The 21184-nt window shown below is 68.6% G+C and carries 19 protein-coding genes, 1 pseudogene and 1 CRISPR repeat array; of the genes and pseudogenes, 3 read left to right on the forward strand and 17 right to left on the reverse strand.

The genetic code is table 11. The features are described from left to right. Positions 1–81: 81 nt before the first annotated feature. The 7 genes from QMG73_RS30790 to QMG73_RS30820 form a co-directional block, all read right to left on the reverse strand. Entirely contained in the window at positions 82–258 is a 177-nt protein-coding gene (locus QMG73_RS30790; protein ID WP_281901508.1) for a hypothetical protein, read from the reverse strand. Then, positions 255–1181, reverse strand: a complete 927-nt coding sequence (locus QMG73_RS30795; protein ID WP_281901510.1) for a type II secretion system F family protein — start codon at positions 1179–1181, stop codon at positions 255–257. Before QMG73_RS30795 ends, QMG73_RS30790 begins: the two co-directional genes overlap by 4 nt. Further along, positions 1178–2677, reverse strand: coding sequence for a CpaF family protein (locus tag QMG73_RS30800; protein ID WP_281901512.1), 1500 nt, complete (start codon positions 2675–2677; stop codon positions 1178–1180). The genes QMG73_RS30795 and QMG73_RS30800 overlap by 4 nt, the downstream gene beginning before the upstream one ends. Beyond that, complete coding sequence (locus QMG73_RS30805) at positions 2667–3467, reverse strand: ParA family protein (RefSeq protein WP_281901514.1); 801 nt, start codon at positions 3465–3467, stop codon at positions 2667–2669. Before QMG73_RS30805 ends, QMG73_RS30800 begins: the two co-directional genes overlap by 11 nt. Before the next feature lie 3 nt (positions 3468–3470). After that, positions 3471–4046: an SAF domain-containing protein gene (locus QMG73_RS30810; protein WP_281901516.1), complete on the reverse strand. Its 576-nt coding sequence runs from the start codon at positions 4044–4046 to the stop codon at positions 3471–3473. A 128-nt stretch (positions 4047–4174) separates the two neighbouring features. Then, positions 4175–5074, reverse strand: a complete 900-nt coding sequence (locus QMG73_RS30815; protein ID WP_281901518.1) for a hypothetical protein — start codon at positions 5072–5074, stop codon at positions 4175–4177. Next, positions 5068–5619, reverse strand: a complete 552-nt coding sequence (locus QMG73_RS30820; protein WP_281901520.1) for a hypothetical protein — start codon at positions 5617–5619, stop codon at positions 5068–5070. Before QMG73_RS30820 ends, QMG73_RS30815 begins: the two co-directional genes overlap by 7 nt. Before the next feature lie 503 nt (positions 5620–6122). On the opposite strand from QMG73_RS30820, the gene QMG73_RS30825 reads away from it, so the two are divergent. The 3 genes and pseudogenes from QMG73_RS30825 to QMG73_RS46625 form a co-directional block, all read left to right on the forward strand. Next, positions 6123–6437 carry a hypothetical protein gene (locus tag QMG73_RS30825; protein ID WP_281901521.1) on the forward strand — a complete coding sequence of 105 codons (315 nt, stop codon included), beginning with the start codon at positions 6123–6125 and terminating at the stop codon, positions 6435–6437. Between the two features lie 173 nt (positions 6438–6610). Next, the gene (locus QMG73_RS30830; protein WP_281901523.1) at positions 6611–6940 is read left to right on the forward strand and encodes a winged helix-turn-helix transcriptional regulator; all 330 of its coding nucleotides are present in this window, start codon (positions 6611–6613) and stop codon (positions 6938–6940) included. Positions 6941–7187: 247 nt separating this feature from the next. Next, a pseudogene (locus QMG73_RS46625) lies at positions 7188–7385 on the forward strand (IS30 family transposase); the annotation flags it as partial. 25 nt (positions 7386–7410) lie between these two features. Then, positions 7411–7889: a CRISPR direct-repeat array (repeat unit 30 nt; unit sequence GTTTCTAAACGCCCTTCGGCGTGACGTGGT). 206 nt (positions 7890–8095) lie between these two features. On the opposite strand, the gene cas2 reads toward QMG73_RS46625, so the two are convergent. The 10 genes from cas2 to QMG73_RS30880 all read right to left on the reverse strand — a co-directional run bounded on the left by cas2 (position 8096) and on the right by QMG73_RS30880 (position 19634). Beyond that, complete coding sequence (gene cas2, locus QMG73_RS30835) at positions 8096–8377, reverse strand: CRISPR-associated endonuclease Cas2 (RefSeq protein ID WP_281901524.1); 282 nt, start codon at positions 8375–8377, stop codon at positions 8096–8098. Between the two features lie 6 nt (positions 8378–8383). Continuing rightward, the gene (gene cas1 / locus QMG73_RS30840; protein ID WP_281901526.1) at positions 8384–10252 is read right to left on the reverse strand and encodes a CRISPR-associated endonuclease Cas1; all 1869 of its coding nucleotides are present in this window, start codon (positions 10250–10252) and stop codon (positions 8384–8386) included. A gap of 2 nt (positions 10253–10254) precedes the next feature. Further along, positions 10255–11025, reverse strand: coding sequence for a CRISPR system precrRNA processing endoribonuclease RAMP protein Cas6 (gene cas6 / locus QMG73_RS30845; RefSeq protein ID WP_281901528.1), 771 nt, complete (start codon positions 11023–11025; stop codon positions 10255–10257). An 11-nt stretch (positions 11026–11036) separates the two neighbouring features. Continuing rightward, positions 11037–12110, reverse strand: a complete 1074-nt coding sequence (locus tag QMG73_RS30850) for a hypothetical protein (protein WP_281901530.1) — start codon at positions 12108–12110, stop codon at positions 11037–11039. Continuing rightward, positions 12110–12532, reverse strand: a complete 423-nt coding sequence (locus QMG73_RS30855) for a hypothetical protein (RefSeq protein WP_281901531.1) — start codon at positions 12530–12532, stop codon at positions 12110–12112. Before QMG73_RS30855 ends, QMG73_RS30850 begins: the two co-directional genes overlap by 1 nt. Beyond that, on the reverse strand, positions 12529–13821 hold the full coding sequence (locus QMG73_RS30860) for an RAMP superfamily CRISPR-associated protein (protein ID WP_281901532.1): 1293 nt from the start codon (positions 13819–13821) through the stop codon (positions 12529–12531). Before QMG73_RS30860 ends, QMG73_RS30855 begins: the two co-directional genes overlap by 4 nt. After that, positions 13818–15128 (reverse strand): type III-B CRISPR module-associated Cmr3 family protein, encoded by a 1311-nt coding sequence (locus QMG73_RS30865; RefSeq protein ID WP_281901534.1) that lies wholly within the window; start codon positions 15126–15128, stop codon positions 13818–13820. Before QMG73_RS30865 ends, QMG73_RS30860 begins: the two co-directional genes overlap by 4 nt. After that, positions 15125–15712 carry an RAMP superfamily CRISPR-associated protein gene (locus QMG73_RS30870; RefSeq protein WP_281901536.1) on the reverse strand — a complete coding sequence of 196 codons (588 nt, stop codon included), beginning with the start codon at positions 15710–15712 and terminating at the stop codon, positions 15125–15127. The genes QMG73_RS30865 and QMG73_RS30870 overlap by 4 nt, the downstream gene beginning before the upstream one ends. Next, the gene (locus QMG73_RS30875) at positions 15709–16956 is read right to left on the reverse strand and encodes a Cas10/Cmr2 second palm domain-containing protein (RefSeq protein WP_281901537.1); all 1248 of its coding nucleotides are present in this window, start codon (positions 16954–16956) and stop codon (positions 15709–15711) included. The genes QMG73_RS30870 and QMG73_RS30875 overlap by 4 nt, the downstream gene beginning before the upstream one ends. A gap of 167 nt (positions 16957–17123) precedes the next feature. Beyond that, entirely contained in the window at positions 17124–19634 is a 2511-nt protein-coding gene (locus tag QMG73_RS30880) for an RAMP superfamily CRISPR-associated protein (protein WP_281901538.1), read from the reverse strand. Between the last annotated feature and the right edge of the window lie 1550 nt (positions 19635–21184).

Raw genomic sequence — 21184 nt, forward strand, 5'->3', positions numbered from 1 at the left:
CATCCGCAGCGAACGCCAACAACGCTGGGGCCGACCCCGCACCAAGGCGGCCTGACGACCAGACCCGGTGAACGTTCATGGTCACCGCACTAGCGGGCCGGCCGGGGCTGCTGGCCTGCCGACGCTGGTAGGGACTTGCAGTTGGCGCAGCGCCGGCCCGAGCGCGGGCACGCCCGGCGCGAACTCGCGCACGATGAGGAACAACCCCAGTCCGACGCCGGCGCCGGCGAGGATGACGATGACGACCTCGGTGCTCACCGCAGCATCACCTCCTGCGGCGGCGTGGCCACCGGGCCGTTATGGGCGTCGTCCGCTGATCCGAGGAACCGGCGTCGCTGCGGGGGTTGGGTCAGCCTTCGAATCCACACCAGCATGCCGACCAGCAGCAGCGTCGCGGCGAACAGCACCAACTGTCCGACCACGTCACCGTACGGTTGGGCGTAAGCGCCGTTGGAGAACATGACGATCAGCACGATTGCGATCAGCGCGGTCATGAACCGGGTCACGAAACGCGGCTCGGCGCGTTTCGCGGCCACGCCCCGGCGCATCACCACCTCCTTGGCCGCAGCCCCGGCGACGGAGTCGAGCACATCGGACAGTCGTTGCCCACGATCGCCAGCGTGCAGCTTCAACGCGGCGATCACCTCGTCTGCCTTGAAGTCGGCGAGCTGGTCGGCGAAGCGATCCAGGGCGCGCTGCGGGTCGGTGCCGGTCTGTAGCTCGGCGGCCAGTTCGGCAACCTCATCAACGATTCCGGGTGGCGCCGTGCGGGCGCTTGTCACGATCGCGGATATCAGACCGTGCCCGGTGCGGACCAGGTCCTTGAGCCTGCGGGTCCAGGTCTCGACGGCTTCCAGCCGGTCGATCATCTGGCGTTCGGCGGACCCTACGGTGAACAGCCACGGCATCCCGAGTACGGCCAGGCCGGCGATGAGTCCACCCACCGGCCATCCGGTCAGCAGCCAAACCCCTGCGGTGGCAGCCACAGCCAGAGCGATCAGGGCCTGCCGGCTGCGGCGCTGCCGGCTAGACACGCCGATCCCGACGATCGCGGCGAGCCGCGATGGGGTGGCTGCGGGTGGCGCAGCGGGCCTTCGCGTACCGACCAGCCCTGTGACGATGAGCAGCACACCGGCGGCCAAGGCGGCGGCCGCCAATGCGGCGATCGCGGCGGGACTCACGGCTGCCCCCGAGTGAGCGTACGTATCGGCTGCTGCCACATGCCGCCGGTCTGGTTGAGCCATTGCAGATCGAAGCCGGTGCGTACGAGTTCGGCTCGGGTGCGTTGGGGGTGCGTCCGCGGTACCGCACGGCCGTCCTGGTCTGGTCCGAAAATGGTCTGGGTGGAGGGTTTCGCGCCGTCGCCGAGTCCGTCGATTTCGACGACATGGGAGACGAACCGGTGCCGGCGGCCGCCGCGCCGCGCTGTCTCGTTGATCATGTCGATGTAGACGATGTAGTCCAGCGCGTTGACCACCGTCAGCCATGCCCCGGTGAGCGTGTCGGCGGCGCCGTACCGCATGAGCAGCTCCGCCAGGCGCAACAGCACGCCGTCGGGGTGTCGCACGTGGACGGTGCACATCGAGCCGCGCATAGTGTTCATCGCGTCGAACATGGGCACGATCTCGCGACTGCGGACCTCGCCGACCAGCACCCTGGTCATCGACAGCCTCAACAGGTCGGGAAACACCTGCGCCAGCGACACTTCGCCGGCAGGCCGACCGTCTGGGCCGATGTCGCCATGCCCCTCCCGGCTCTCGATAGGGACGATCCAGTCGAACTCGCCGGTCTCGTGCAGGCCGAGCTCGTACTCGCTCTCCAACGTGGCGAACCACTCGCTGCGTGGAATCTCGGTGGCCATGGCTCGCATCAGGGTCGTCTTGCCGCTGTTGGGCGGTCCAGCGATGATGACGTTCAAGTCGGCCCGGACGATGGCGGCCAGGAACTGCCGCAGCACCGGATCGATGCCGCCTAAGGCCACCATGTCGTCGAGGTTGACCCTCTTGACCCGGTGTCGGCGGGTCACCACCACCGGGGCCGGGGTGACCACGTGCATCGCAGCGAGCCGGTTGCCGTTGGGCAGACGCATGTTCAACGTCGGCTTCGACGCGGTGAGGGCGCGCTCGTTCTGCTGCCCGACGGCCGCGATGCGCTGAATCATCTGGAGCAGCTCACGGTCGTCGCCGGCCGCGAGCGGCCCGTTCTCCACTCGCCCGTCGGCGTACTCCACCCGGACCCGGTCATGGCCGAGGACCATGACGTTCTCCACGTCCGGATGGTCGGTGATGGCCTGGAGGCGGCCGAGTCCGAACAGGTAGGCCAACACGGCATCGAGCAGCGCTTGCTCGTCGTTGTCCCGGACGGTGTGGCCGGCGACGCGACGCTGATCGACGTACGCGCGCACCACCTTGGTGGCGGTGTCCTCACCGATAGCGCGCCGATCGGCGGCAGTGGCATCGTTGTTGCTGCGAAATTCCGCAGCCAGCAGGTGGGCGGCCTGCTCGTGCAGTTGGCGCACCACGGCGTCGTCCGGGACAGCCGGGCGTACCGGTTCCGGGACTCGGGTGCGCGGCAGTGGCGGCGAGGCCATCGGGGGATGGTGGCCGTTGACGCGCAGATGCGCCGGCGGGTCGGGTAGGTCGGGACGGGGTTGCCAGCGAGGGTAGTCAGTGGACACTGCGCACCTCCACAACCTCGCCGACCCCACCGGACGCCTTGCGGGTGACGCGGCCAGCATTGACCATCCGCCACACCGGCGACTCCATCTGGGATGCCGCGCGCAGCAAGCGACCGCGGTGGCGTTCCCCGCCATTGCTCAACACCACGGCGGTACCCGGGTCGTCGGGCAGCCCGGCAACCAACGGCGTACGAAGCTCGCTGGCCAACTCCCTGGCCGGGTAGCTGCCGTCTCCGACGGTGACCAGCCCGACCGGGCCAGCGCCGAGGCGCGCGAGCCCGGCCAGCGCCGTGGCGCTCGCCCGAATCGACGGCAATGTGGGACGCAGCACCAGCAGCACCGCGTCGGCGGCGGCCAGCAGCGGCGTCGGTGGGTGCGCGGCGACCAAGCGCCCGCAGTCGGCGATAACGTCGTAGCCCGTGGCGCCGGTCTCCAGGCTGCGGAACAGGTGGGCGAGCTGTGCCCATCCGGCGACCAGGCCGCCGGCCTGAGCCGGGTCGGTCAAGCCGGGCAACGCCAGCCTGGTCATCGCGGAACCCTCACCAGGCGCGAGATCGACCAACTGTCCCCACAGATCCTCGCCGAGCCGGCGGCGGTGCATGGACGCGGTCAACTGCGCGAGGCCACGCCCGTCGAGGCGTACCTCGCGCAGATAGCCTGCGGCCAGGTCCCCGCCAGCGGGATCGCACTCGGCGAGGATGGTGCGCCGCGTCCACGTCAGAGTGCAGGCAAGGGCGGTGACGGTGGCCCCCGGTGAACCCTTGGCGGAGCACAGTGCGATCAGCGCCATCCGTCAGTCCCGGGTGGTGATGACGACGGCGATGCGGCCGGCAGCAGCCATCGCGGCCACGGTAGGCCCGTCAGCCTGAGCCACGGCGACGTCGACGCGGACGTTGCCGGTGGTGTCCGGCCCGACAGAGCCGGCGACAGTCGCGGCAACGCTGACCGGCCGGGTCGACGTGGTGGTGTGCGGGTCGGGCACCCCCGACAGGCCGGCAGCCGGCACCACGACCAACACGACCGAGTCGCCGGGCGTGAGGGTGCGGACCGGCACCTGCGCGGGCTTGAGTTCGATACCAATGACCTGCTCGCCCGGCGCAGGAACGGCAAGATCGGTGAATTGCTTGGCGATCAGGAGCGTTCCGGGGTACAGGTCGGCGGCGGCATGCTTACCGATGACCTGATCGCGCTGGCTGGCCGGGATGGGCTGGAGGCCGGCGGCCGGATTGACCTCCACCTCGGTGAGGTCGTCCGGTCCGATCACCGTGCCATACGGCACCTCCCGGGTCACGACGAGGTATGGGCGGGTGATCCCGGCGGTGACCACCAGCAGATACGCCAACACGGCGCAGACAACCACCAGGATCATCCCGAGGGCCACCATCCCCCAGCGGCGACGGCGAGGCAGACGCCCGACCGGTGTAGGGGCCGGGGCAGGTCGGCCAGACCCGGGCAACGCGGCCCGGGTGGGGCTCGTCCAGTTAACGGCCGCCTGGGTCATTTCTTCACCACCTGGATCTCACCAATTTGGACGGTCGTCTGGGACTGGCTGGTCGGGGTCAGCACGCCCGTCTGCCCGCCTCCGGACCAGACGACCCGCCAGTGGGTGGTGGCTGTGATCGTGTACCGCCCGCCGGGGTTGGCGGCGGTGATGCTGGGTCGCGGATACTTGTAGCCGCAGGCGGCCGACTCGGCCAAGCCGTACTTCGCCTCGTACCGGGTGCCGGGGTTGTTGCATGTCACGGAATGGCCGTCGCCCATATCCCAGACGATGGTGTGGGCTTTCGCCTCAATCGACACCGTGATCGCACCGGCCGCCTCGCTGGCACGCTGCGGTCCCCAGGTACCAGCCGTGACCGCGGTCCACAGCCAAACCGGCAGGCCCACCGCGCCCTTGCCACCCGGCTCGGGTGCCACCCCGATCTGCGCGCCGCGCAACTTCAACTTGGCCAGCGCCCGCTCGGCAAGCTCCTCCGGGGTGGACGCGATCGCCCCGTCGTCCAGCCACTGGTAAACCTGGGCCACCTCGCCAGAGCCCGGCGCGGTGTAGCAGGACCGCACGCCCCACTGGCCCTTGGCCCGATCCTTACCCGGCGGCGGCTCAGCATCCTTCGGCTGCGGCACGAGGGCCTTCCAGTAACAGCCTCCGCCTACGTAGTAGCCATAGTCCGGGTCAGAGCACGGGATCGTTTTCCCACTCCACGTGCAACCGCCGCCACCGCCACCGCCCTTGTTCGGGTTGCCGGGAGTACCGGGGTCGGTTTCTTCGATCTGGCACAGCGGATCCGTCGTCTTGTCACACCCAGCCGGCGGGTCGGCGCGACCAACCGCCGGCGTCGCGAGGATCAGCCCTGCCGCAAGGATCACCGCAGCCCAGTCCCGCCAGCGGGTCAACACGAGTGGCTCCCCTCCTTCGTCGCATTGACCAGCCATTGACCGGTCTCGTACTGCCACACGGTCACCACCGCCGGGGCTCTGGTCTTGCTGATCGAGAAGCCGGGAATCGGCGACTGGTTGGACCGGTAGACCACCTTCATGTCGCTGAAGTCCAGGCAGGAGAAGATGGTGACGGCCGGTGGCTTCGCGGACAGGTTGGCCTCGCTGCGAACGACGCTGGCCTTCTGCGCGCCGAGCTGCACAGCGCCGATGTCCTTGAGCTTGCGAATATTGCGCCGGGACTGGCCCAACAACGGATCGGCGACATAGCGGGCCAGGTTGGGGTCATCCGGGTCGGCAGCCTGTGACGCCAGCGCATACGTCTGGATGTAGCCCTCATACGCCGCGAGCGCCTGCTGCTGAGCCGCGGCGAGGCTCGGCTCCACAGTGGGCGCCGGTGTACTCGACGCCGGCGCCGGACTCGTTGGTAGCGAGCCGGGCTCCTCATCGTCGCCGCACGCCACAAGGACGGACGCGAATGCCAGCAGCACAAGGACACTCGACACACGCCGCCGACGCCCCACACCTACGCTCATGCCAACCTCCAGGACCTGACGGTCGATGCGGCACCGTGTGGCGATTGCCCGAACCACCCGGCGCGCTGCCTACATCCCGAGGATGCGCCGCACGCTACGTATAGATCGACCCTCACGCCCGGTGTGTCACCGCTACCACCGGCAAACGGGCGGGCTCCGGCATCCCGCGCTCCGGCGGCAGCGTCCACATGGTCCGTCCTGGCCCGTTTGACCACCGCGTTCCCTTCGTACTGCGTGCTGGCCCAACACCCTGTACTACTCCACAAGCGGCCGGTTCCGCCAGCTCCGCAGGGTCCGCACCACAAGATGCGTATCGATGGGTACGGACGCCGCCGTGCGACGATCGGGGACCCCTCAATCAGGCCCCCTTGCTCATTTTTCCCGTGGAGTTCACACTGACCCCTACACACGGCAACCGCAAAGATCAACCGCCGTGCAGCTCTGCCTTCCAACGAGGGCCTGGGGGAACGAAAATGACGGCGCCATCGCAGATCGGTGATCTCAGTCCAGCCGTCAATCTCATCGTGCAGCCGCTGGTACTGGAGTCCCTTCAGGCAATCGATGAGGGTAAGGCACTTGAGGACGCTCTCCCCGCCGACACCGATGCCGTTGCCCTGAACGCAGCGGTGCGGCGACTTGTCGCCGTCGGCGCGGTTCTAGCCTCACCGGCTGGACCATTTGGACGTCACACGTTGACGGAGCGCGGCACCCAGCTGCTGAAGCTCCTCGACGAACTCGACGCGCACATGCCCGAACCGACGAGGCGGGACAGCACCTCAGCGGCGTGAACCCGCGGCGAGGGGCATTTGCCGCATAGCGCAACAGATCTACCCATCGCTCCAGGTAAATTCATCAACGCCTTGACACTCGTCCGCATACTCTGTGGAGTGGATCTGCAAGTTGCATGTAGCCCGACGCGCCAAAACTGGGAGCGAGGGACGGGGGAACTGGGGGTGCACGGGTGAACATCGACCATTTGCGGCGGCTTTCCGAGGTCCTCGGCCACAAATGGGATCTTGTCATCCTCGCTCACCTCGCCGAACGTCCCCTGCGGTACACCGAACTCGCCAGCCAGGTGCGGGAAATCGACATTGACCTGGCCGAAGGTGTGCTGAACAAGAACCTGAAACGACTATCCGCCAACGGCCTCATCCAACGGGAACGGACGAACGGTCACCACGTGTGGAACCTCACGCGGCGCGGCCGGTACATCGTGACGACGCTGGCGAAGATCCGCGACTTCGACCACGAGCCACCGCCCGATGGCCCGGAGTCTGGCGACGACAGCTGACCAGCATGCACGACGCCCAGCGTTGGACTTCAGCCTGCCGGAATCCTAACTGCCAGCGCGACACATCCCTCCACTGTAGATCCTACAGCTATTGGCGGTCGCGAGTGTCCCGATAGGCCAGGCATAGCGTTCGGTTCGCCGGCATACTGTACAGCCGCCTGATGACCATGACTTGACCAGGTAAGACGGTATGGCAGCACCGGGCACACTCCGCGATACCTAATCCGGATCGGCAGAGCGTCACGCACGTAGCTCGCCGGCGCCACGGATCCGCGAGCCTCGCTACCTCGACGAACGTCCCGCCGAGGCCGAAGGCCGGCAGGTGACGGGGCCTTGAGAGGGTGACCTGGTCATCGGCAAGAGGGCAAGTCAGTGGTCGCGACGCTGGTCGACCAGGACCTCGCGGTTCGTGGTCCTGGTCCCGCTGTCCGGCGGTGACGCGGTTCCGGCGACAAGTTCACGGCGCACATGTTCCCAAGCGCCCTTCGGCGTGATGTGGTTCCGAACAGCGGCAAGCCCGGCAAGGTAAAGGTCAAGACGACCAAGTTTCTAAGCGCCCTTCGGCGTGACGTGGTTCTGAACGCGTGCAGCTCGACGTTGTCCTGATCACGCCCGACTCCGTTTCTAAACGCCCTTCGGCGTGACGTGGTTCTGAACCGGGACGACAACAACAACTGGTACGCCTACACCGACTGCCCCACCGTTTCTAAACGCCCTTCGGCGTGACGTGGTTCTGAACTGATGCTGAATCTCCTGATTCTCATCGTCGCGGTTGTTTCTAAACGCCCTTCGGCGTGACGTGGTCCTGAACACGTGGTTTATGGTTCCAGGCGAGCAGGCTGTGCAGTTTCTAAACGCCCTTCGGCGTGACGTGGTCCTGAACACTGGGATACGCCATCTGGCAAACCACGCTGGGGCGGTTTCTAAACGCCCTTCGGCGTGACGTGGTCCTGAACCCTACCAGGGTTACCACGGCTATGAGCTGCGGCAACGAGAGCCGGCTGCACAGCCCATCCGCAGCGATCGGTCCCTGTCGTACCAATAAACGTGATCGGATGGCATCAGTGCTGGTGGAGTGACATGCACAGTCGAAGTCACCCAAGCATGATCACCAACCCAGGCCCGATTCATGCCAGACTCTCCTTCTCGTCCGTTTCAAAGTACCGCCCAGTACAGCTCGTCAGGGTCAACGGTGGCCTGTCCGAGTACGGTGATCCCCTGCCAGCATGTGCCGCACACGGGCACGATGTGGACGGCGTCGGTGCGGGTGTCGATGATCGCGGCGACGCGCGTGGTGAGGTCGGCCAGGTCGGCCGGTTCCAGGGTGCATAGGAACACGCTGCGTTGGATTCGGTCGCCCCAGATTTGCAGGGTGGCGGCGACGCGGGCGCGGACGTCGTCGCGGGAGATGTCGTAGCAGACCAGCACGGTGGGCACGGTGGATCACCGCCAGCTCATTCCGGTCCAGGGCTCGCCGCGTTCGATGTACGCGGCTAACCGCTGCGCTTGGCGGTGGAGGTGGCGGCGCAGGCTGCCCGCGTACCCGGGCAGGGCTCCGCGGGTCGTACGCAGCATCCGTCGTTCGTATGCGTCGATGAGTGCTTCGCGGCCGGCCTTGGTCAGCAACACTCCGGTCCGGCCATCCTCTGTCCGGCCGTGCTCCGGTCCCAGCCGCCGTGACCGGGCGGCGGTGACGACGACCTGGTCGACCACGAGCGGCCGAAACTCCTCGATGAGGTCCAGGGCGAGGCTGGGCCGCCGGTCGGCGGGCGTGTGTAGTAGCCCGATCGCCGGGTCCAACCCGGCGGCGGCGAGCGCTGCGGTCGCCTCGCCGAGCAGGATGGTGTAGCCGAATGAGAGTGCCGCGTTGACAACGTCCATCGGCGGTCGGCGTGAGCGGCCCTCAAACCTCAGCGGTGCCGGTACCAGTAAGCCGAGAGCTTGGAAGTAGCTTCGGGCCGCGGCGCCCTCGACACCCATGGTCTCCTCGATGGTGGCCGCATCCGGCAGCATCTCCAGCAGGGTTCGCATCGCGGCTACTGTGGCGGCTAACTCCTCGTGGTGGTCACGACGGGTCAGCCGCTGTATCAGCACCACCTGCTTGCGGATCTTCGCCTCAACCACGGCGCGCCCGAGTGGAAGCGTCCGTGCCGGGTCGTCCGCACACGCCAGTTGGGTGCGGAGCCGCTGCACCCGCCGGCTGGTGCCGGCCATCAGTTGACCAAGGTAGCCGCCACGGCGGGAAGCGAGGAGCACCTCAACGTCGTTGGTCAACGCCCACGAACGGGCACCGGCGCTGAGCCCGACCGGGCCGAACAGCGCCAGCCGCTCCACATGCCCGCTGGGCACACTCAACAGTTCCTCATCGTCCGGGGATTCGACGACCAACCGGCCGGCCTCGATCCGCACGCCAGCGCCGGGCACACCGACGTACACGGTGCGGGTAGCTGGCTCGACGATGCGGTGGTGGTCCAGTACCGGTGGGTAGCGTGGGCCGAAGTCCTCGCCGAGGAAGCAGAACCCGGCCTCGAATGACATCACGGCGGTGTCGCCCACATCCATATGGATCTCCTTGGCAGCTTCCGTCACCATCCGCAGCCCCTCTTGTGCATCTGTCTGCGAGTCGGCTGACACCACCATGTCGTCGCCGTAGCGGACCAGCGGGAATCCTGCCTCGCGTACTCGGTCGTCGAGTTGCTCCAAGGCCAGGTTGGAAAGCATCGGTGACAGCGGCGCACCCTGAGCCAGGCCGCGCCCTGGGCGTAGCCCGGCCTCAGTGGCCACCGGGCGGGCCAGCAGCAGGTCCACCAGTGCGAACAGGTCCGGGTCATCGACGACCGCGGCCAGTAGCCGGCGCACCCGGGCCACATCCATGCTGGGGAAGCAGTCATCGATGTCAGCGCGAGCCACCCAGCCCAGACCCTCCGCCCGCAGCCGACACACCTGCTGCACCGCGTCGGCGACACCCAGTCCCGGCCTGTACGCGAACGACGACGGACCGAGCCATACATCGAGAACCGGCGACAGCACCGCTGCAAGAGCCTTTTCGACTACTCGATCGGCCACGGGAGGTACCGCCAGATGCCGCACCCCTCCGTCGTCTTTGGCGATCTTCACAGCCGTCAACGGCCGTGGCCGAAAGGTGCCGTCCGCTAGGCCAGCCGCCAACTCTGCCAAGCGCTGGTCCGCCTGTGCCGCGAAGCGCGTCGTACCCGGCGAGACCATACCGTCGATGCGGTCGTCGCCCAGTAGCCCCTCCCACGCCGTGGTCAGGGCTTCGACCGTCGTCGCGGCAGCGTACAGACTGCCCATTGTCAGCCCACCGCCGTGGGCCGCCGGCGCGCCTCTGGGCGGCGCGGTGGCGCCGGCGTCCAGGTCGGTTCCTGGCGGACCATTCCGAACCCTCGGGTGGTGTACGCGCCGATGCCGGCGTATTCGGCCAGGCGCACCAGTGCGTCCACGGACGCGGCGGCCTCGGACTCGCCGTCGGTGTCGAAGACGAACCTCAGCCGACCGGTGAACCCGGACACGGTCCTGTCGTTGACACGTACGGTTTGGCTGGCCACGTCGATGTCGGTCAGCCACACCGGGTCGGTGGACAGGTCCAGCTCCAACGGGGGCAGGTCGGCCGGGGCGAATTCGCGCCAGGTCCGGCGCAGCGAGCCGAGGATGGCGGACAGGTTTGGTGTGGGGGTGAAGGCGTTGCCTCGCCGGAACGTCGTCGGTGTGAGGAACCGTAGGGACCAGGCTCGGCAGTCCTTCCCGGCGAGCAGTGCCGCCCATGGGGTGCTGGCCACCGGCTGGGGTGGGGTACGGATCGTCGTCCACGCCGAGCCCAGCCGCACCCGGGTTCCGGCCGGCACCCGCTGGCGGAATCGGTCCGCGGCCTGGTCGGTGAGCAGCCCTATCTCGATCGCCGCGCCGCCGGGCGCCTCGATCGGTGGGGATATCGAGTATGGCTTGGTCTTGGCGCGGTGCGCTTCGTCGCTGTCATCCAGCCACGTACAGGCCACCGCGTGCAGGTGCTCCAGCCGTACCGCCGCAGGATCGATTCCGGGCAGGGTCGCCAGCCAGCGACTTGGCACCTTCACTCCTCCTAATCGTTCTTCGAACTCGCCGGCTGCGCCGGGTGCACCCGCATCGGCACGCAGCGCCCGGACTCATTGTCGACACAGTGCATCAGGTGGGTGCCGGCGAAGAATCGACATTGGCCCTGTGCCAAGCCCCACCCCAGCGCCATGGCCAGGGTCTTGGGCAGGGCCGCCGCGATGACCAGCTCTCGGTCTCGGGCGGCCTGTTTGATCGCGGCGACGGCGGGCGGTAGGGCTTGGGCGAGGGCTGCCAACTGTGCCCCGGTGAGGTCGGTTCCGGCGTGCCGGGTGATGCCCAGCGAGGCCGGGTCCAGCTTGTAGAACTCGCCCACGTCCATCCCGTCGAACACGGTGTGCGGGTACAGGCCCCGGCTGGTGAAGACCAGCAGCAGCCCGACCCTCGACCCCGTGGTGAGGTGGGTCGTCGCACCGGGTAGTGCGGTGTCGCCGGTGGGTGGGGCGAGCCGAAATGAGATCTCCGCGACGTCGTCGCTGGAGCTGTCCGGCCGTCCCCGCAGTTCCAGCAGGCGAAGACTGTCCACAATGGGCAGCTCGGCGCCGATTGCGACGGCTGCCGGCCACGGCATGTTCGGGGAGATGGTGTACGCGGTGTCGTCGCGGTCGCTGTTGACAACGGCCTCCAACGCCGCGGCTACCTCGGTGCAGGTGTTCACCAGGTCGATGGTCCCGTTACGGGTACTGCTGGGCAGGTCGACCCAGCGGGTCACCGAGCGCAGCGACATGCGGCGGCGGCTGGCCACCCGGACCAAGGCGACATGCCAGTCTGACAAGGCGCCGTCGATGAGCCGGACGTAGAACAGCGTCCCTGTGCGCCGGTACACGGACCCGCGCCAGACGACGGCCGCGAACAGCGCTACGAGCGCGACGCCCAACAACAGGACCCGTGCCGTCGAGAACTCGCGCTGCCCGGTCACCGGCAACGAATCCTCCACGACCAGGCCCAGCAGTGCGACGGTTCCGGCTAGGGCGGTCGCCACCGCGAAGTTCGCGGTGGCGACCAGCAGGGTACCGCCAACGTGCCGCCACCAGCGGGTCGTCGCCGCCCACGGCGCGGTCATCACCCCTCCAGTCGGACGAAGGTGAGCGGATGCTCCCCGTCCACCTCGTAGAGGGTCACGTGTTGGCCGGCGACCTCGGGCGACAGCCGGCCGACCCGCTTCTCAGTGGTCGGCCAGGTATGCGCGGCGCGGGTCAGGTACCGGACCGGCTCGGAGCGCAGCGCGATGAGCCCTGCCGGGGCAGAACCGCCGGTTTCGAGGATGCCGGCTATGGCGCATGTGCCATCGATACGTGCCCGGAGGAGCCATCCGTCCGCCCACGCCCAGAGGTGGGTGTAGGGTGGCGCCTTCGCCGGGCATGCTCCTATGTGGAATCCGTCGTAGTCGGCCCAGGCGGTGCTGACACCCGACAGGGCGGCGGTCAGGTCGGTCCACGGCAGGCGGCCGTAGCCGTGCAGGGTGGCGCTGCGGCGGTCGGTCATGTTTGCGCCTCCTGCCCGGCCACTTCGGCGTCCGCGATGGTATGCAGGCCGGGCACGATGACGGGGCCAACTGGCTGGGGTGGCCTGGCCAGCCGCAGGGTGCCCATGCCACGGGTGACGCGGGAGCCGATGCCGATCAGCCCGTCGTGCAGGTCGCGCAGCACGTGCCAGACCGCCACCTGGACCCAGTCGTCGACCGAACCAAGGGCGTCGATGCGCAGCCACAGCCGGCCGCTGGTGACCGGGTCGGTTTCGAACAACAGCCCGTCTCGTGATCCGCCGGTAACACGGTCGATGCCGACCTGCGTGCGTACCGCTGCCGCCGGCCGCCAGTCGGTGTCGATAGTGGAGTCGGCGAAGGCCAGTAACCCGCGGGCTTTCTGGTGGCCGAACACCACGCAGGTGCGGCAGTCCGGACAGCCGCCAGGTTTGCGGCAGGCGGCCTGGTCGCCGTACAGGGAACGCAGGATGTATTCGACCCGGCTTCGAAACAGGCCCTTCCACGCCGACCCAGGCACGAGCGGCCGCCCGCCGCGGTGGCGCGGGGTGGCCGGCCCGGTGGGGCGGGGGTCGCCGACCAGTAAAGCGTCCTCGATGAGGAGGTTCTCGAGTAGCCATGGCCGCCCGCCCGTGTCAGGCACCGGCACGGCGGTGGTGGCCACGGCGGCGACGAGCGCCGCTCCGGAGTGGGTAAGCCAGGTTCGGGCGTCGTGGGCGAGCGAGGGGTCGATGGTTCCGTGGCGCAGCGATCGCAGTCGAGCTCGGCCGCCGCCGGTGGTGCGGTCCCGGCCGATGGCCGGCTGCCATCCAGCAAGGACGGCCAGGTGCGCGCCGTCGAGTTCACCGTCGAAGCGCAGATAGGCAGTGAGTACGCCGCCGCGACCGACGGTGCGGCTATAGCGCAGTGACCCGGCCGTGGCGGCGCCGCGGCGGCGGTCGATGCCGGTCTGGCCGACCGTTTCCAGCACCGCTTCGCCGTCGTCTGGTGTCTGCGCCGAGTCGGCCTCGAAGCGGGTGCCCAGTAGCCACAGCAGGGATGCCTCGACTGGGTCGCCACGGCGCTTCGGGGGTCGGCTGCCCATCAGCGTGGTTTCCAGACTGGTGCCGGCTACGGCGTCGTGGGCGCACAGGTGGGCGCGCAGCGACCCGGCCAGCGACGAGCCCGGCACCCACGGCCGGCCGTCGAGGTCCACGAGCACGTCCCGGTCCAGCGTTGGGTCGCCCAGGGGTACGGTGCCGACTGCCCATCCTGGCTCGACGGCGATCTCCACCACGAGGAAAGTGATCATCGGAGTGGTCCTTCGTCGGCGATGGCCAGGGTGGTCAGGTCCCGCAGCGTGACCGGGTCCACCTCCGCCAGGGCGGTGCGGATGCCTTCGCGCTGCCGGCCGGTCAACGCGGTCGCGGTGGGCTGGCGCATCAGCTCGTCCAGGACCTTGTCCACGCCGGTGGCCTGTTCGGGGCTGGTCTGGGCGCGCTGCTGCTCGATCTGTAGGCCGCGCAGTGCACCGACCAGCCAGGCCCGCTGCTCTGGTTGCAGGTCGAGGTCGCGCAGTACCCGCAGTCGTGCCCGCACCCCGCCCTGCGGTTCGGCTGGTGCTGCTGGCCGCTGGGCGTGGACGGCGGGCGGTCGCCACGGCCCTTCGGCGATCTCGGCCACGCCGAAGCCTTCGGCTCGACGCAGGCCGATGCCGTCATCGAGCATCCGCTGCGCGAAGGCGTCCACTGTGGCCGGATCGCCGACGAGCCGGTACGTGGAGCCCGGTGCGGCGCACACGTCGGCGGGCTTGGGCAGCCGGGATGCGGCGTGCCAGCCGGACCACACCAGCGGCCGGGTCCACGACTCATCCAGGCGGACCCCGGCCGGCAGGTCCAGGTCGGGGTCCGGGTCGAGGCGGGGACGCCCGGCCTGGTCGACGAAGACGGCGGGGCTGGTCAGCCGGACCACCAGGGTGCCGCTGGTGGACGGTGCGGCCGGTGGGTTCGCCTCGTCAGCGTGATAGTCGGCGGCGCCGCCGACCGAGCGGCGCCCACCCAACCGAAGCGTGCGCGGCTTTAGTAGCCAACCGTCGGTACCGAACACTGTGCCGGTCAGCCGGGTGCCGGCCGGCAACGCATCGTGCCCGTACAGCTCACCCTCCTTGACCCGCATCGTCTTCGGGTCGATCGAGGTGCGCACGACCCGCCGTAGCCGCGCCTCATCCGGCAGGGTGAGCTGGCCCTTGCTGGGCGCCATCCGCCGCCCACAGCCCGGACACGGCGCGACCGGCTCGAAGGCCAGGTCCACCACCGTGGCAGCGCATGCCTGGCCCCGGGGGTATTTGCAGGTGGTCACCGACAGCGGAACGCGGAAGCTGCCGTCCGGGTCCAGCGGCCCGAACCGGATCTCCCCGTCGAACAGCTCCCGGAACTGGGCAGCGGAGTCGCCGCTGGCCGGTGGGCCCTTCTCGGCGATCCATGCCGCTGCCAGCGCCCCACGCAGCACGCTGCCGGGCACGAAGGCGTGACTGCCTGTGAAGAACGACACCTCCGAAGCGGTACCCAAGGCCAGCGGCTGGAGCGCGGTGATGCTCACCCGCAGCACCCGGCGGGTCACCGCGGCACCTCCCGGTCTGGCAAGGCCGCCAACGTGGCGAGCAGCCGATCAACGTACGCCGGGACCTGGCCCTCATCGCCGGGCCACGGCGGGTCGCTGGGGGTGATGGACACCCAACCCAGTCCGCGGCGGCGGACCCCGCCCACCGCCGTGACCGCCCGGGCGGAAGCGACCAGGACCGCCTCGTGCGCGGCGACCAGATCCGGTTCGAGCCAGCCTGAACGGGTGATCGTGAACTCCGCCCCGGCGGCGTGGAACTCCTCGGCGATGGCCAGCGCACCGTCAACCACGGTGGCCGTGTCCTGTGCGATCTGGATGCGCGCTCGGACCCGCACCTGTGCCGGCGTACCGGCCTGCGGTGTGGCGTCCGACCAGCTCCACGGCGACTCCTGCCAAGCGGTGCCGTAGACCGCATCCACCCATCCGGGCGCCAAGCGCAGGACGTCCCGGGCCGCCGACCGCATAACCCCTTTGAGGCTCGATGCTGGCAGCGGGGTCTGACGGTCCACTGTGGTGTCCGATCCCTCACCAGCCCGGCCGGTGGCCACCCGGAACGGGGTGTGGAACGCGATCTGGAACCTCACCGCCACCACCTCGCCAGCGCCAACGCGTCAGCGATCCGCCCCGCCGCCACACCGTCTTCCAGGAACGGTTCGATCACCGCGCCACGGTCCAGGCGTCGGGCGTACTCGTGGATCCGGGCGGAAGACAACGCCGGATCGTCGATGTCGACCAGCCGCTCCAGCACCGAGCGGCCCGCCGGCGGTACGCCGCGCAGCGCCCGGATCGCCTCGTCGTGCCGCTCCAGATCCCGCAACGTCCACCCCTGCCGGTGCATCGGCGGCTGCTCGCCCTCGCGGGTCACGTCCAACCACAGCAGCGCCGGCAGCCGGCCCTCATACGCCCGCTTCGCCGCGTCCTTGGCCTCATCGGCCAGCTCCACCGCCCGGCGGAACGGGAACGCGCTGTGCGCGAATACCACCCCCGCCGACGCGCCGGTCTCCTCATCGTCGCCGCTGGTCACGAACGGCCGAACCGTGGAATCGGCGGCCAACAACCGGGAGAACGCGCGCAGATAGCTGGCGACGAACCGCCACGCCCGGTCAGCGACCACCGATACGAGCACGTCGTCGCCACCGACCACGTGCGGGATCACCGGAACCTTCGCCCCGACCTGACCCTCACACACGGCCGCCGTCGCCTCATACAGAGCCTCGCGCGTCGCCTCCGAAACCGCCCGGGACATCCGCGCCTTCGCGTCCGGGTCACCGCTGGCGATCACCCGGTCAAACAAGGCGCCGATGCCGTTGCCGTCGACGAACACGGTCGCCAGGTGGTTGCCGTTGCTGTGTTCATCGCCCAGCGCCGCCAGCTCGGCGAAGTCCGCCGACACCTGGCTGTGGCCAAGTCCCAGCCGGGTCAGCAGGTCCAACTCGGCGCCCACCGGCACCGCACCGTCTCGCAGGCCCGGGGAGCGGTAACGCTCGTGGTAACGCTGAAGGCAGTCGGCGCACAACCACGGCTCCTTCTCGTGGATCTCACTGCGCCGCAGGCCGGGGTCCACCCGGCACTGGCCGCAGCTCTCCAACGGCGGGAAGTCCGCGACCGGTGGGCCGCTGCGCGCCACCGCTGCCGGATCCGGCGTGTTCTTCCACGACCGGTGCGCCTCCACATAGGAATCGGCGGCAGCCCAACTGGCCGCCAGGTCCAGCGCGGGCAACCGGTCGTGCAGGTAGTCGAACACCTCCTGCGCCACGATCCTCGCGTCGCTCTGCGGCGGCAGACACAGCGGCACCACCCCGTCGGCCTGCCCCGCTTGCTCGTTCACCCGCACACCTGCCGGCCCAAGCACCGGATGCCGTCTGACCCACTCGACCAGCTTGTCACGATCGGTGGCATCGCTCAGCCATGCCGAGGCACCGCGGCGCCCCTTCAAATCCGGGGTCCGGCCAAGATATGGCTGAATACGTCGCACACCAACGTCCAAATAGGTCATCATCGGCCGTGCGACCCCTTGTCCAGATCCTTGCTACGGACGATCGTCAGTGACTGGTCCGGGCCGGTCGGGTCCGGCAGCGGCTGTAGCGGGCGCTTCTTGCCTTTGGTGGCCATGTGCATGCCTGACGTGCCGACGAAGAACGCGAACGGCTCGTCGAACCGCTTCTCGCCATTGCGCTGGTCCGGCCAGTGCGCACCAGGCGGGTACCACACCCTGGCCGGATCCACCGTGTCGGCCGCCAACACCGCTGCCAGCGCCGGCCAGGTCGCCGTCACCTCGGCCGGCACCGATCCGACGAACGCGGCCACATACCTGCCAGGCTCGGCCGTGACCGGGTCCGCGTCGCCGTAACGGCTACGCGCCGACCACACCCTCAGTTCGGACACCGACGCCCGGCAGCTGCCCAGCCCCAACGGCTTGCCGCCACCCAGATGCAGCCGCAGCGGCCCGTCCGCGATCCCCGCCGCAGCGACCGCACGGTCAGGCTGGAAGGTTGCCAACAGCCCACCTAGCTCGGATTCGCTGAGGTTGTCGAACGTCACGTGACACTCCAGCACCGTTCCGGCGGGCGCAAGCGCGCGCTCCTCGACGCCTTTCGTTTTGAGCTGGTGGCCCCGCGCGATGTGCCGCGGCACATCCTGCACGGTCGGGTCGGCGTGCCAGTAGAACTTGCGGCCCCGCACCGGCCGCAGCCCTTTGCCGGTCGTGTCGGGTTGCGCGCCCCATTCCCGGGTCGGCAAAGCCGTGCGGGTCGCGGCTGGAGCCGTATTGTCGTAGCGCAGATAGAACTGCCCGGCCCCAGGCCGCGGAGCGCCAAGCGGCGCCCGCCGGAACGGGGTCAGTTCCACTGGAGTGGGTGAGACCGCGTCGCCGATACGCACATGGCCGGCATACGCCCGCTGCCGGGCCGTCTCCCCCGCACCCCGCGCCATCGTGTCCGCCGCGCCGAACAACCGGCACGACGGGCACAACAGCAACTCCTCCTCGACCTCTGGCCACTGGGTCCCCACGGACGCGCCCGCCCCCTCTTGCCGCGGCGGGCAGGCGTGCAAATGCGCCGGTACCCGAGACCCCATCGGCCCAGCGCCGGCATGTCGCCAGATCGCTGCCAAGCGAAGCCCGTCGACACCCTCACCGGAACCGTCGCGCCGCACCCACAACACGTCACCACGGTCAAAGGACCCGGTGACAGCCTTGCGGCTGCCGATCTCCTGCCCCCGGAAGGTCACCGGCAGCCAACCCGGCGGTACCTCGCCAGCGCGCTCGGTCGCCCGCTGCTTCGTAACCTCCCGGGCACCCGCAACCGCACGCCGGAACTCCTGCCACGCCGACTCGGCCACCTCACGCAGCGCGTCGTCACCGCCGACCCGACCACAGGCGGCAAAATACGACCCAGGCTTCTTCAACTTCGTCTCCGGCCGCCGAGCTCCCGCGTCCGTCAGCAGCACCGCCCAGTCTCCGCCACACTCGACCCGCTCGTCGTCGGGCAACTCGTACCGATCCAGGTTGTCCACCTTGCGCGACGGGTCGAACGACACCCGGGAGCCAGTCGCGAGCTGCCGGCCCCACGCCCCACGCAACTGCTCGGCCCGCACCCACACCACCGGATCACACAACCGCACCGCCAACGGCTGCCCATCGCGAGCGACCTCCTCCACCACGGCGAGCGTCCACTGCTCCGCCGGCACCGCGGCAGCATCCCGGTATGAGGGCACGAATTCCTCATCCAGCACCCGCAGGCAGCCCCCGGCCAACGTCTCGTGCAGCGAACGCACCGAACCCTTCACCGACGCGCCGGCCAGCCGCAACCGCTGCCCGGACACCGCACCTTCCGGCGCCTGCAAGGGCGACGTGCACTCGAACCGCACCCGAAACGTGCCACACAACCGACCCTCCGCCAGCGCGTGATGTCCAGCCGGCGCCGCGCGTTCAATCGCCGCCGGAAACGGCACAAACGTGTACGGGTTGATGAACCGCCGTTTCGCCTCCTCCTGCGCCTGTTCCGCGTCCGCCGCCGCACGCCGTATGGCTTTCTCCGCAGCCGCCTCAGCCCGACGCGCCCTCACACGCCGCAGCCAGCCAGAAAGGCCACCGTCGCACTCCCAGCAGCCGACAACCCCGCCGACCGGCTCCGCGAACAGCAGGAACGAACCGATCCGCTCCGGCTGCTGCGCCAGCTCCGGATCAGTCAAGCCCACAGCGTCCGCCCGCACCTCGCCCATCAGATCGCCACGGACGCGGCTCCACAGCCGAATCTGGCCTCTGTGCCACCTGGCCGAGCACCGAGTCACCGCCGGACCGGACACCTCCAGCAACACGAACTCGTCTTTAGCCTCAAGTTCACCCACGCGCGGCAGCGGCGCCTTCGCACACTGCTCCGACACCGCGGCCGCGAAACCCTCTGCAACCGTCACCGAGACGACCCCGCCGCCGTTACCCGTATCGACCGGGACGTAAGCCAGCAGCCGTGACTGCGGCTCCCAGGAGAGGACCACTACCTCCGCCATCAGATCAGCTCCTGCTTTGGGCCGTGGTCAGCGACCATGCCGGGCTCATGGTCAGGCCGAACGATGCGCGCAGCGACTGCCCGCCGTAGGGCCAAGATCGGCACCTATTCGCGGCCGTACGCAATCCTCCAGCCATTCGCGCCGGAGCAGCATTGGCCGCGACGACGGGCATCCGCAAACGACCTCGCTGGGCAACGTAACCGGCGTACGGATCGTTGAACGCCATCCGCCAGCCCTCCGTACTCTCGATCGATCCACGTACCGGTCGATCAGGCTAGGCGACCACACAAGCTTTCCGAAACGGCTTACATAGTCAGATCAAGGACAGAACAGGATGACCATGCCGTATACGCTGAAAAGGCGCCAAGACCCCCCCGCTGGCGCCTCTCGGCAACGAGCGTCCACCAACGGCGAGCCCACAGAGACGACCTCTATCGAACGACCCACAATGCATCACGACACGAATGCACTGCGCCAATAACTCATCCGTGCAAGTAGGTATATATGCTGCCACTACACCACAACTCGGGCCTGGGTTGGCGATCATGACTGAATTCGGTTGACCGCGCAGACCCCGAGAGCAGCCAAAACACTTCCCAGCACACGCCACAGCGACGACCGACGTCGATCTCGCCACCTATGCCATGTAACTGGCCCGCATTTGTGCAGCTCACGGCGTCCCAAAATGTTAGGGTCCGAACTCACCTCACGCCGAAGGGCGTTTGGAAACCAAAGACGCATATCCATCATGAATCAATGCGTGATGTCCGAACTCACGTCACGCCGAAGGGCGTTTGGAAACTATCGGGCAGAACGGCAGCAGGGCCGTGCGTGGTGTCCGAACTCACGTCACGCCGAAGGGCGTTTGGAAACTCGGGTCCGCTCCTCGCTCGCGATCTGCGCGTTGGGCGGCGTCCGAACTCACGTCACGCCGAAGGGCGTTTGGAACGTCGCCGGTCGGGTCGGTCATGATGTAAGTCCTCGTCCGAACTCACGTCACGCCGAAGGGGCGTTTGGAAACGAGCAGGTCGCATTTGATCTCACGGGTCACGCCCGGAGGTCCGAACTCACGTCACGCCGAAGGGCGTTTGGAAACACGGTGCGATCCAGCGGACCGTAGCGGAAGTAGTCCGAACTCACGTCACACCGAAGGGCGTCTGGGAACTCCGAAAAGTTCAGGTCGTCCATCGTGAACGTCAGATCCGAACTCGCGTCACGCCGAAGGGCGTCTGGAGACCGGGGTGTAGGCGTACACCGCTCGAAACTTGGCGGGATGTCCGAACTCGCGTCACGCCGAAGGGCGTCTGGAAACTTGGTCTGGAGACGGTTGACCTGGTAGAACAGGGCGCGTCCGAACTCGCGTCACGCCGAAGGGCGTCTGGAGACCGGGGTGTAGGCGTACACCGCTCGAAACTTGGCGGGATGTCCGAACTCGCGTCACGCCGAAGGGCGTCTGGAGCACGACCGACCAATGGCTCGTCCGGGAGCAGCCGGTCGGAACTCACGTCACGCTGAAGCACCGGACAATAGCCAGGCCGCCGCAGGCGGCG

Source organism: Phytohabitans aurantiacus (assembly GCF_027923225.1).
GTDB lineage: Bacteria > Actinomycetota > Actinomycetes > Mycobacteriales > Micromonosporaceae > Phytohabitans > Phytohabitans aurantiacus.